The sequence below is a fragment of the Microcoleus sp. MOSTC5 genome (assembly GCF_036701825.1).
Lineage (GTDB): Bacteria > Cyanobacteriota > Cyanobacteriia > Cyanobacteriales > Microcoleaceae > Microcoleus > Microcoleus asticus.
Genome location: NZ_JAUBRK010000052.1, coordinates 1 through 10,888, shown reverse-complemented (window position 1 = coordinate 10,888; position 10,888 = coordinate 1). Strand labels below are relative to the sequence as shown.

The window sequence follows — 10,888 nt, the reverse complement described above, 5'->3', positions numbered from 1 at the left end:
AGAGAATGGTAAAACCTATGAGTTTTAACTGATATCTGCCACCATTGTTAAGCATAGGCAGGATGCCAGTTCCACTCATGAGATAACTTTTCTTGTCGGGCCCGCACGCTCTTGCCGCCAGTGGGGCGGGCTTTTTGGCGAAGCGAGAGAGGTTTTTGCGGATCTGGCTTTTGGGTCTATTCCTGACACGGATGCAACATCTCAGTTCTAAGAAATATCTTAGTTCTCAATTCATCCCGATAAAATAAGGCATACGGCCATGAGAGTTATGCGTTGCGAGTCAGGCCCAAAACTCATAACTCCTAACTCACAGGCCAAAACCTAAAACTCCCCACCGCCAAACTCTATAGCCAATCTCCAATTTAAAACCCCTATGCTCCTCTGTCCCCGCTGCCAATTTGAAAATCCCGCTCCAAACAAGTTTTGTCAACAATGCGGAACTTCCCTAATTTACAAACCTTGCCACGAATGCGGTGCCCAAGTCGCTTTTAGCGCCAAACAATGTCAGAATTGCGGCGTCACAACAGGTCAAGTGTGGCGGGCCATTATCTGCGGTCGATCGAATTTTCCAGCAGTCGAGCCAGACGAGTCAACCCTACCCCCAGCCGAGTTTCCGCAAAAACCAGACATAGTTCCAGGAATCGCATCGCCCCAAAACTCTCCTGAACCCATCACAGACGCGATTAAAACAGACATAACCACCTCAGCCGAACCGCGAACAGCAGTCGCACCAACTTCTCCACAGCCAAGCGACGGCGAATTCAGCAGCGCAGAAATGGACGCTGTGGTAGCCGTGGGGGCGATCGCACCAGCCTCCTTTCCAACAACCGAAAAATGCTCTAATACAGCACCAGAGCGCGAAATAACCCCATCCGAGCGCAATTTTACAACAGCACCACAGCCTAAACAAATCCACGAAGCAACAGAGAACCCCGACAGCCCAAACATGGCTGACATCTCTCCCCAATCTCCAGAATTCCCCGCCCCCAATTCAGAATATTTAATCCCTTCCCAGCAAGCAGGAGCTTATTTAGACGCCCAGCAGCGCTACCAACTCCTAGAAACAGTGCCGCCGAGAAAACTCTCAGACACAGTAGCAGTAACAGTATTGGACTGTCAGCCGCTGGAAATGTCACCCCTCAAAGCCATGCTAGCAGCCAACTCTGCCAGCGTCGCCAGACGAACGTCCCCCTACACCCCAGCAATCCGCGGAGAAAATTCGACAAATACCGCCTTAGCAGAGCTTTGCCAAGGCATAGCTGAACCTTATCTGGCACTCCGGTGGCAATTCTCTCAAAACCTGCCAGTCCTTCACGATAGCTGGTCAGACAACGAACAGGCTGTGCTGCTGCTAGAAGACTGCTCTCAATGGCCTCTGCTGGTAGAACGGTGGAATCAACCCGAAACTTCCACCCAGCAAATTTTATACTGGCTGCACGAAATGACAGAACTGTGGGCTGCCCTGGAACCCTGGCGCTGTCGGCAAAGCTTGTTGGAACTGACAAATTTACGAGTCAACCCCGACTCTTCCTTTTCCTTGGCTTCTTTGCGGCTGCAATACCTCTATCCCGAACCCGCCGGCTCAAACCTGCAACTGGTAGATTTGGGGCAACTGTGGCAGGTAATATTTAGCCAGTCAGATCGCACTCAGTGTGGCGCATTGCTCGAACTGCTGCAACAAATGTACAGAGGCGAGATTAACACAATCGAAGAATTGCGATCGCGCCTAGAAACTGTTCCCCTCGAACTCCAATCCGCACCTTCACCAAGCTCAACCCCGACGCGCAGGCATTACCGCAGCCTCGACGATTCCTCCCCCGACGTTGGCGAGGTCTTAACCCAGCCCATGCCACTCCAGATTTACAGCTTAGAAGACGCAGGCCTCACCGATGTTGGCCGCACGCGCGACCACAACGAAGACTTCTTCAGCATCTGGACTCAGCTCAACAAACTCGAAAGCTCCTTCGGTCGCATCTTTCAAACCAAAGGGCTTTACATTCTCTGCGACGGCATGGGCGGACACGACAGCGGAGAAATAGCCAGTCAACTAGCCGCTGAAACCCTCAGAGAATTCTTTCAAAGCACTTGGGAAAATCAACTTCCTCCGGCAGACACCATTCGCGAGGGAGTGCTGCTAGCCAACAAAGCCATCTTTGAAATCAATCAAAAGGACGGACGCTCCGGCAGCGCCCGCATGGGTACAACTCTAGTCGCAGTCTTAGTTCAAGACACCCAATTCGCCGTTGCCCACGTCGGCGACAGCCGCCTCTACCGACTGAGAAAGGGACAAACCCTAGAAAAAATCACCTCAGACCACGAAGTAGGGCAGCGCGAAATTAAGCGCGGGGTTGACCCGGAAACTGCTTATGCCCGTCCCGACGCCTATCAACTAACTCAAGCCATCGGCCCGCGAGACAGTAATTTTATCAAGCCTGAGGTGCAGTTTTTAGACTTGTGCGAAGATACCTTATTAATTTTGGCTTCCGACGGCCTGACAGATAATGATTTGTTGGAAACTCACTGGCAGAACACTCTCGAACCCCTCTTCAATCCCCAAGCCGATCTCGACCAGGGAGTTGCCGAGTTGATTGAACTCGGCAACAAACGCAACGGTCACGACAATATCACGGCAATTATCATTCGGGCCCAGGTAGGCGCATTTCGATTTTAGACTTTCGATGCTGCAAACTTTCTCTTGGCCGCCCCCAAGCCAGCGGCCGCCAGAGTTAAACCTGCCATTGTTGCAGGTTCGGGAACAGCCTCTGAGTTTTCAGGGTATGGTTTGACTTCTTGTGCTATCACATATCCGCCGTTTGTCGATAGTCCGTTGGATTGCCCGTAAGCTGATTGTCTCCAACTCATTCTGTTTCCCTCTGTACCCGAACTATTGCCAAATATTCCCAAAGCTGGCAAAGTGCGATAATTACCAAAAGCCCATTGCTCTGCTAATCTAGGGATAATATTAGCGCCCGGATAAGCATTATAGACAACTCGTGTTTTGATGGGATCGAGCGGTGCCCACAGCAAAGGAGAAAGCAATTCACCCCTGTCCCCTGTTGTGGCTTGAGACAAATTCCACGACTTCCCCAATATGGTTGCAGAAAAGCTTGTGAGCGCAAACCATTGATTTGTAGCTTTAATTTCTAGGGGCGGCAATGAGAAGCTAGACAAAATAGTCTCTTGATAAGGAATCGAGTCATCATAGCTGAAGGCTCCTTCGCCTACTAGAGAGTCAGTCGAGTCAAAAAAACTTAAACTAAAATTAAGTGAGGCAGCCTGTGCTGATTTGACCCCAGTCAACGCCAATCCCAGAACAGTAAGTGTCACAGCTACAGCAAATTTACCTAAAATCTTAGCCATTGTTAACCTCATGTTTGTATTGTCAAGTGTGAAATCGAGGGGTTTTGCTTTTCAACTCCCTAGGGTTGAGTAGCTCAACATCAAAAAACCGAATACCCAAAACCTACTTTTTAAAGAAGTCTGGACTCTCAGAGAACAAAGTTGTCTTACGTTTAATCAGGTTGACTTACTTATCAGTAATCTTACAGATGAATACCGCTCCATAAAAATCCGAAACTCAAATGTTTACGGAATCTTTAATTAAAATTACGATCTTATAAAGATTTCATAAAACTCAGGACTCCAACTCATAGGGGAATCAGCGTATCTGTTCAGGGCAAACGCATCATGTCAACAAGCGGGAATTTTACCGTGCTTGTTGCGAATATTCTCGATAGCTGTAGTTTATTGAAAAGAGATTTGACTGCCGATAGCGGTGGCTATTCCTCAAAACACTACTACTATTCTCCCGGCCATTTAGATGCGTTTGCCCTGCGTATCTGTTCTTCGTTGCTTCTTGTTAAGCATGAAAAAATCCAACTTAAAACTTACAATTATTTATTAATTAATTATTAAAGTTTAGTTATTACAATAGTCCGGACAGTTTTTATAGGACCCAATGGCTTATGTTCTAAGACTTTGAGCCACTGTGGATAATTAAATCAATGTCAGCTCCACGCCTGACTTACATTTAATTCGACTTTTTTATGCTCCTTGCCCCGCGTAAGCTTGTAGTATCGTTCCCAAAACTGTCCGGAGTATTGTTATTAATATTTAAATTTTAATTGCTTGATGCCCCATACTCTAAACCTGTAAATTATCGATCGCCCGCCCTGCCAAATCACGGATCTCAACCACATCAATCGAAAATGCTGCTGACTCTTTTAGATCCAGAAAAACAGACCCCCCTGCAACAGTGGAGTTTCCAGAGCGAATCCATTATTCGCATCGGTCGCTCTCCAGAAAATCACGTTGTCATCCCTAATGCTCTAGTGTCGCGGCAGCATCTGGAATTGCAAAGAGTTAATAGCGGCACGTCCAGTCAGTGGTACTTAGTCAATTCCGGGACAAATGGCACTTTGGTTAACGGTATTCTCATGTCTCAGGGTTGGATATCCGACGGTGCTCTGATCCAGTTGGCGCGGGGCGGCCCAATTCTGCATTTCCAAGTTATTACGATTGAACTCGGCGGCAAAATTGAGGCGAACCCCACCGTCAATTTCGCAGCCCCGAGGTGTAGCCACGCGGGAAACCCGCCGGGGAATTTATTCTGCATCCACTGCGGCGAACCGATTAAAGTCGATCGCACCGTGCGCCACTACCAAGTGCTGCGAACTTTGGGCCAAGGCGGTATGGGGACAACCACTTTAGCTTGGGATCGAGAGAAAGCGAAAGCTCAACAACCCGGAAGTGCCCCCGCAGCATCTCTGGTAGTTCTCAAGGAAATGAATGCTGATATGGCTCAAATCGCCAAAGCTCAAGAACTGTTTGAACGTGAAGCTAAAACTCTCAAGGCCCTCCACCACCCGGGAATTCCTCAGTTTTTTGACTTTTTTGTGGAAGGGGGCAAAAAATACTTGGTGATGGAAATGCTCCACGGCGAGGATTTAGAAAAACGCATCTATAACCGCGGGCCTGTTGCTCCCCAACAAGCAATAGAGTGGATGATCCAAACCTGTGAAGTTTTGGACTACATTCACTCTCAAAAGCCCCCGATCGTCCACCGGGATATTAAACCTGCTAATTTGCTGGTGCGCCACCGCGACAATTGCATTACACTGCTGGATTTTGGCGCCGTTAAAGAAATCGGCACTCCTCCGGGCACTCGCATCGGCGTTGAAGGCTACACCGCACCAGAACAAGACCGGGGACAGCCTCTACCTCAGTCGGATTTATATGCTATTGGGCCTACTTTGATTTTTTTGCTGACGGCCCAAAGCCCTCAAAACTTTTACGGGAAAATAGCTGGAGGTTACGGGTTTAAGCTCGAAAATATTCCGACCATCGCCCCCAAGCTGCGAGAAACCATTTTGCGAACCACGGCAACTAAGCCTGGGGATCGCTTTCAAACTGCTCAACAATTAGCTCGAGCTTTAGCCGCTTCCCTTTAATAGAAGTCAGAAGTCAAAAGTCAAAAGTCAAAGGTCAGAAGCCATTAGGAAGAGGGAAGAGGGAAGAAGCTAGCAACGGAAATTTATGAAAGAAAATTTACCCGATCGCCTCGGAATTTCTCTCCGACAGCCAAGTCCTCCGTCTCCTCTGTTATTCCTCGTCCCAAGCTTCTACAGCTATCAACTCGCTCACGGGGTCTTGCATAGAAAAATCAAACTCTAGCAATTGCTGTTTCCAGTACGGCCATTCGTCGCCGTAAAGCAGAGCAATTTTCCAAATGCTGTCTGTCGGCTTGATAATGTCAGACGTGACGAGAGAATGCACCTGACGCTGGAACTTAACCATCGGCTGTATAACCTGCTGGCTCATAATACCTCTTGAATTGTTTAAATCTTGTGTAATTACCACTTCCCAGCTCTCACTTTTTACCGCAGTTTCGCCAAGAACAGTCTCGCCAAGATACGTGTAGATTTTTGTCGGGAAGCTACATATTCAACTTGTATCTTAACACTGTTCGTTTTGACAAGGGGCTATAAGCAGGACTGAAGAGTCAAGACCGACTTCAAAGAATTAATCATCTTTAAAATGTCCCGCTATATGCTGTCGATCGGCGGTCGGAGGTTTGCCGCCTCGATTGTTTGCACGCAAGTGGCAGATGCAAGGGCTGCGTTCGGCTTGTTTTTGACAAGGTACAGGAAAGCGAGAAACTGCAACTACTGCTCGAACGCTTGCGAAAGCCTAATTTCAGATTTGGGGCAGCTCAACCGTACCTGTTCCACCTTTAACGCTCGGTTTGGTGTGAGAGTGGGGTCTGATCTGCATAAACTAATTATAACTCTACTGACCGCAAACGCGGTCAAAATTTGTTGGATACTGTTGATCGGAATGCCCGTCAGGTCGATCGAACATTCAAAGGCGACAGCAGACCGGGCGTACAAGCAAGTTCCAAACCCATCGTCCGTCCTGATTGAGTCAATCTAAAATCTAAAATCTAAAATCTAAAATTGTATGACTTGGACAAGGCGACACATTCTCACTCTGGCTGATTTTACCTCCGACGAATACGATACGGTGCTGCAAACGGCAGCCAGTTTTCGGGAGGTGCTCGGCCGCCGCACGAAGAAAGTGCCGGCCCTGCAGGGTCAAGTGGTCGCGAATTTGTTTTTTGAACCTTCTACCCGGACTCGCAATAGTTTTGAGTTGGCGGCGAAGCGTCTGTCGGCGGATACGCTAAATTTTACCCCGGGAAGTTCTTCTCTGACGAAGGGGGAGACTATTCTGGATACGGCTAAGACTTATCTGGCGATGGGAACGGATTTGATGGTGATCCGGCACGAACAAGCTGGAGTTCCCAGCACGATTGCTTCGGAAATGGATCGCTTGGGTTCGAGAGTTAGCGTTCTCAATGCAGGAGACGGTCAACACGAACACCCATCGCAAGGTTTGCTAGACTTATTTACTATCTGTTGTCTGTTAGATACCGAAAGTCCGCGGCTGGAACTTTTAGCGGGCAAAAAAATTGCTGTGGTGGGGGATATCTTGCATTCGCGGGTGGCTAGGTCTAATATTTGGAGTCTCACGGCTTCTGGGGCAGAGGTTCATTTGGCCGGGCCGCCGACTTTGCTGCCGCTGTTGTTTGCTGAGTGTGGCGATGGTAGGGAAGGCAAGTTATTTTTGCACTGGCATCTTGAACCTGCTTTGACCGATGCTGATTTTGTGATGACTTTGCGACTGCAAAAGGAACGGATGAGCGAGCATTTGCTGCCGAGCTTACGAGAGTATCATTCTTTGTACGGGATTACGCGCGATCGGCTCAAACTCTGCAAGCCGGATGTGAAGGTGTTGCACCCGGGCCCGGTTAACCGCGGCGTGGAAATTAGTTCGGATTTGATGGACGATGCTCAGTTTAGCCTGATTTCTCAGCAAGTGACCAGCGGCGTGGCGGTGCGGATGGCATTACTTTATCTGATCGGCGGCGGTAAAGTTTAGGCTGTTAGTTGTTAGTCATGAATTTCGGATATTCGATTATTTTCAGGTATCGATCGCATATTTAAAATAATCGTTACCCAGTATAGCCGGGTAACGATTAAAACTCTTTCTAGAAATGTAAAGTGCTCTAATTAAGAGTTAGGAGAGCCAGGACGCAGACACCCAGCCGCCGCCTTTGAGTTGTGCCCAGCCGTTTCTGTAACGACCGGTCAATTTCACATTGTCTCCAGGATATAACTTGCCGATCACGTGAGAACAGCGATCGGGGCGGTGGCGGATATTCAGTCGGCCGCCGTTGGTTGCAACTTCGGCGTAGCTGTTATGGCTGCGATGGCTGTGTTTGCTGCCGCAGCGGGAGTACCCGCAACTTGCCTGCGCTTCGCCAGTGACGCTCAGAACAGATAGAGCTACTGCAATACCTGCAACGCCTACCCATGCAGAATTAGGAATTTTCAAGCCCAGCTCGTCTAACGACTTGACTTGAAGTTCGGACTCTGGAGATTCATAAGCAACAAAAGAGTGGCTCAATGCTAGTGATTCCATCGTTTCCTCGTGATTGTTGTTAACATTTGTTGATGCAGACTCAGGTCAAAACCTCGATCGACAGCCCAATTTATTAACTTATGTTTCATAAAAGCCACAAAAGGGCGTTAAGGTCTTGCTTTTGCCGAGTATTGGCTAATGTTCCTGAACCCTGCACAGGTATATCATGCCATTGATGTAGCTTTCCGGAACAAAAAAATAAATAAAGTTTACATCGGCTGCTAAAAATTTGGCAGACGCGGATCGGAGCTCCGGGCAGAATTAAACTTAACTGTGTCATTAAAAAGGGAACGAAGTTATCGATTGGGGTGGGAAATTGCTTGTACTGAGTTGCGAATGACACTACTTATTTTGGTGCTTATTTATTGAATTGCTACAGCAATATCGGCAGTTAATTCGATCGAACAAGCATCCTACTCGTCTTCAAGCACGGTATTAGTTTGGTTCGGGCGAGTTACATTGTAGCCGATCGCACTGGTGCAAAAGTTCGGGGTGATGGCGTAGCGCCCTCGCCCGTGCTACGAGATTTGCCTCAAGATTAGCCACCCCGTCTCCCTGACAAAGATGCAAGATCAATCGATCGCGACTTGATTTGTGTCAAGATCGATGGAGTTCTCCAGCACCACTTCTTTCGCAATGAACTCTAGCGCTGCACTTTCGATCGGCACAATTCCTCAACGCCATGAATCAGACAGCTTCGCCATTACCTTAGCGCCGTTGTCTGTAGAGGAAATATACGCTTTGGCAGATGACCCCGCGAACGGAGCCGTGGTAATGATGAGCGGTACAGTCCGCAACCAAACTGACGGTCAAGCTGTAGTTTCACTAGAATATCAAGCCTACGAACCGATGGCAGTGCGGGTATTCCAGCAAATTGCTACTGAAATCCGCCGCCAGTGGGCAGATGTGAATCGGGTTGCCATTCACCACCGCGTCGGACACTTGCAGGTGGGGGAAATCAGCGTACTGGTGGCTGTTGGCTGTCCCCACCGGGGGGAGGCCTTTGCAGCTTGCCAGTACGCGATAGATACGCTCAAACACAATGTACCGATTTGGAAAAAGGAACATTGGGCCGACGGTTCTAGTAGTTGGGTTAGTATTGGAGCGTGCGAAGTTGTTGGGCATTAGTCAATCGATTTTAGATTTTAGATTTTAGAGTCTAGATTGAAGAGGGGAACTTGTTACGATCTGGTAACGTCAAAAAATGTGGAATGTTCGATGAGCCAATTCCACCGATGAGCGACTTTATTTCCGTGTCCTGGTCTGCGGTTGTGGCGACCGTTCAAAGAGTGCAATTGCCAGCCGAAAAACTCTCTAATTATGACTTGGTGTTGCGTTGTCAGGAAGGAAATCGACCTGAGAGCACTGCCTTTTCAGAACTGTTGAAGCGGTATCAGTCCCACGTAGACAGGGTTCTCTATCACTTGGCCCCTGACTGGCAAGACCGAGCAGACTTGGCTCAGGAAGTGTGGATTCGGGTCTACCGCAATATTAACCGCTTGCAAGAGCCTGTTAAATTTCGGGGCTGGCTGAGCCGCATCGCCACTAATTTGTTTTACGATGAGTTGCGGAAGCGCAAACGGGTGCGAACTCCGCTGTCGCTGGACGTACCCCGAACTCTCGAAGATGGCGAGGTTGATTGGGAAATTCCGGCCGACAGTCCGGGGCCTGATGAAGATTTGACGACTAGAGAATTTTACGAGCAGTTGCGGGTGGCGATCGCAGATTTGCCGGAAGTATTCCGCACGACAATTGTTTTAAGAGAAATTGAAGGTTTAGCCTATGAAGAAATAGCCGAAATGACTGGAGTTTCTCTGGGAACTGTCAAGTCGAGAATTGCTAGAGCTCGCCAAAGATTGCAGTTGGAATTGCAAAAATATCTCGATGGTAATTAGCAATAGTGCTTTTAGAGGCCGGTCAAGAAGATTTGGTGATGTTTGCTGTCACATCAAAACTTCTCTTTTAAAATATAAATAAGCAGTAAATCATTCTAATAGCGAGGGCATCCTTCCCCCAATTAAAGCAAGTGTGAAATATGAATTATAAGTTTGAATCGGATAAAAATCAGAATCAGCAAGGTATCGGGGATTCACTCGCTGAAACTCAAGCTAACAACAATTATTCCCAGGGCAATGTAACTACTATGATGCGCGATCGCTTTGAATTACTGAGTGCTTACCTCGACGGCGAAGTGACGGCTGCAGAACGCCGCCAAGTCGAGGAATGGCTGACAAATGACCCCACTACGAAACGTTTGTACTCGCGACTGCTGATGATGCAGCGGGGTTTTCAGTCAATGCCGGTGCCTGCTTCGGAACAATCTGCACAGGAGTTGGCGGGGAAGGTTTTGCAGCGGGTGGAACGCAAGCCGAAACGGGCTTTGATTTTGGGCGGAGGTGCGATCGCAGCTTTGTTGATTGCGGTGGTGTCGGGTGTCGGTGGCGGCCGCCAATTGTTTGCTCCCCAGTTTGCTCGATCGCCCGTTCCTGCTGAATCTGACGGTTTGATGGTGGCTTTGAACGAGCCTCTGGTGGAGATTGTTAATCCCAACGATTTGATGCTTGGGGTGAATGCACCGATAATGGAGATTCCCAAAGTTGGTGTAACAACCCCTCAAAAGTCATTGCCAAAGGCGCAGTAGGATTTCTGTTTTGAGCATAACTGAAGTTGCTAAGCTCCCTAAAAAAGGGGGCTTTTGCCGTTTTTGGCAGTTTTTCAAGCTGGATATATCCTGGGACGCTTTCCTGGCTTTGAATGCCGAATTGTGGGGCATCGCATCTTAATATCGGAGTAGGTAGCTAGTGGAATGAGAGCGGGCGATCGCACTTAGGAATGAAAATTTAATAACACAAGCAAGGTATAATAAACAAATGAGTGAATATCAATGTACTTGACATTTCATTTT

The 10,888-nt window shown here is 48.3% G+C and carries 10 protein-coding genes; 7 read left to right on the top strand and 3 right to left on the bottom strand.

Going from position 1 to position 10,888, the window contains the following annotated elements; genetic code table 11:
- Positions 1-373: 373 nt before the first annotated feature.
- On the top strand, positions 374-2,671 hold the full coding sequence (locus QUA54_RS24625; protein ID WP_333416699.1) for a serine/threonine phosphatase: 2,298 nt from the start codon (positions 374-376) through the stop codon (positions 2,669-2,671).
- Here QUA54_RS24625 and QUA54_RS24620 read toward each other — a convergent pair.
- On the bottom strand, positions 2,668-3,360 hold the full coding sequence (locus QUA54_RS24620) for a PEP-CTERM sorting domain-containing protein (protein ID WP_333416698.1): 693 nt from the start codon (positions 3,358-3,360) through the stop codon (positions 2,668-2,670). The two genes, QUA54_RS24625 and QUA54_RS24620, sit on opposite strands and share 4 nt — an antisense overlap.
- Positions 3,361-3,687: 327 nt before the next feature.
- On the opposite strand from QUA54_RS24620, the gene QUA54_RS24615 reads away from it, so the two are divergent.
- Both QUA54_RS24615 and QUA54_RS24610 read left to right on the top strand, forming a co-directional pair.
- Entirely contained in the window at positions 3,688-3,915 is a 228-nt protein-coding gene (locus QUA54_RS24615) for a hypothetical protein (protein WP_333416697.1), read from the top strand.
- A gap of 293 nt (positions 3,916-4,208) precedes the next feature.
- Positions 4,209-5,450 (top strand): protein kinase domain-containing protein, encoded by a 1,242-nt coding sequence (locus QUA54_RS24610; RefSeq protein WP_333416696.1) that lies wholly within the window; start codon positions 4,209-4,211, stop codon positions 5,448-5,450.
- Positions 5,451-5,601: 151 nt separating this feature from the next.
- On the opposite strand, the gene QUA54_RS24605 is transcribed toward QUA54_RS24610, so the two are convergent.
- On the bottom strand, positions 5,602-5,820 hold the full coding sequence (locus QUA54_RS24605; RefSeq protein ID WP_006631282.1) for a DUF4327 family protein: 219 nt from the start codon (positions 5,818-5,820) through the stop codon (positions 5,602-5,604).
- 639 nt (positions 5,821-6,459) lie between these two features.
- On the opposite strand from QUA54_RS24605, the gene QUA54_RS24600 reads away from it, so the two are divergent.
- Entirely contained in the window at positions 6,460-7,440 is a 981-nt protein-coding gene (locus QUA54_RS24600; protein ID WP_333416695.1) for an aspartate carbamoyltransferase catalytic subunit, read from the top strand.
- Positions 7,441-7,578: 138 nt separating this feature from the next.
- Here QUA54_RS24600 and QUA54_RS24595 read toward each other — a convergent pair whose 3' ends face one another.
- Positions 7,579-7,983 (bottom strand): SH3 domain-containing protein, encoded by a 405-nt coding sequence (locus QUA54_RS24595; protein ID WP_333416694.1) that lies wholly within the window; start codon positions 7,981-7,983, stop codon positions 7,579-7,581.
- A gap of 636 nt (positions 7,984-8,619) precedes the next feature.
- On the opposite strand from QUA54_RS24595, the gene QUA54_RS24590 reads away from it, so the two are divergent.
- From QUA54_RS24590 to QUA54_RS24580, 3 genes are all read left to right on the top strand, one after another.
- Complete coding sequence (locus QUA54_RS24590; RefSeq protein ID WP_190659969.1) at positions 8,620-9,111, top strand: molybdopterin synthase catalytic subunit; 492 nt, start codon at positions 8,620-8,622, stop codon at positions 9,109-9,111.
- Between the two features lie 107 nt (positions 9,112-9,218).
- Positions 9,219-9,878, top strand: a complete 660-nt coding sequence (locus tag QUA54_RS24585) for a sigma-70 family RNA polymerase sigma factor (RefSeq protein ID WP_172193044.1) — start codon at positions 9,219-9,221, stop codon at positions 9,876-9,878.
- A gap of 140 nt (positions 9,879-10,018) precedes the next feature.
- Positions 10,019-10,624, top strand: a complete 606-nt coding sequence (locus QUA54_RS24580) for a zf-HC2 domain-containing protein (RefSeq protein ID WP_333416693.1) — start codon at positions 10,019-10,021, stop codon at positions 10,622-10,624.
- Positions 10,625-10,888 lie beyond the last annotated feature (264 nt).

What these genes read in the sequence shown, in the direction of transcription:
- QUA54_RS24595 (WP_333416694.1), bottom strand. Translation starts at nt 7,983, where the DNA reads ATGGAATCACTAGCATTGAGCCACTCTTTTGTTGCTTATGAATCTCCA.
- QUA54_RS24620 (WP_333416698.1), bottom strand. Translation starts at nt 3,360, where the DNA reads ATGGCTAAGATTTTAGGTAAATTTGCTGTAGCTGTGACACTTACTGTT.
- QUA54_RS24605 (WP_006631282.1), bottom strand. Translation starts at nt 5,820, where the DNA reads ATGAGCCAGCAGGTTATACAGCCGATGGTTAAGTTCCAGCGTCAGGTG.
- QUA54_RS24625 (WP_333416699.1), top strand. Translation starts at nt 374, where the DNA reads ATGCTCCTCTGTCCCCGCTGCCAATTTGAAAATCCCGCTCCAAACAAG.
- QUA54_RS24590 (WP_190659969.1), top strand. Translation starts at nt 8,620, where the DNA reads ATGAACTCTAGCGCTGCACTTTCGATCGGCACAATTCCTCAACGCCAT.
- QUA54_RS24580 (WP_333416693.1), top strand. Translation starts at nt 10,019, where the DNA reads ATGAATTATAAGTTTGAATCGGATAAAAATCAGAATCAGCAAGGTATC.
- QUA54_RS24615 (WP_333416697.1), top strand. Translation starts at nt 3,688, where the DNA reads ATGTCAACAAGCGGGAATTTTACCGTGCTTGTTGCGAATATTCTCGAT.
- QUA54_RS24585 (WP_172193044.1), top strand. Translation starts at nt 9,219, where the DNA reads ATGAGCGACTTTATTTCCGTGTCCTGGTCTGCGGTTGTGGCGACCGTT.
- QUA54_RS24600 (WP_333416695.1), top strand. Translation starts at nt 6,460, where the DNA reads ATGACTTGGACAAGGCGACACATTCTCACTCTGGCTGATTTTACCTCC.
- QUA54_RS24610 (WP_333416696.1), top strand. Translation starts at nt 4,209, where the DNA reads ATGCTGCTGACTCTTTTAGATCCAGAAAAACAGACCCCCCTGCAACAG.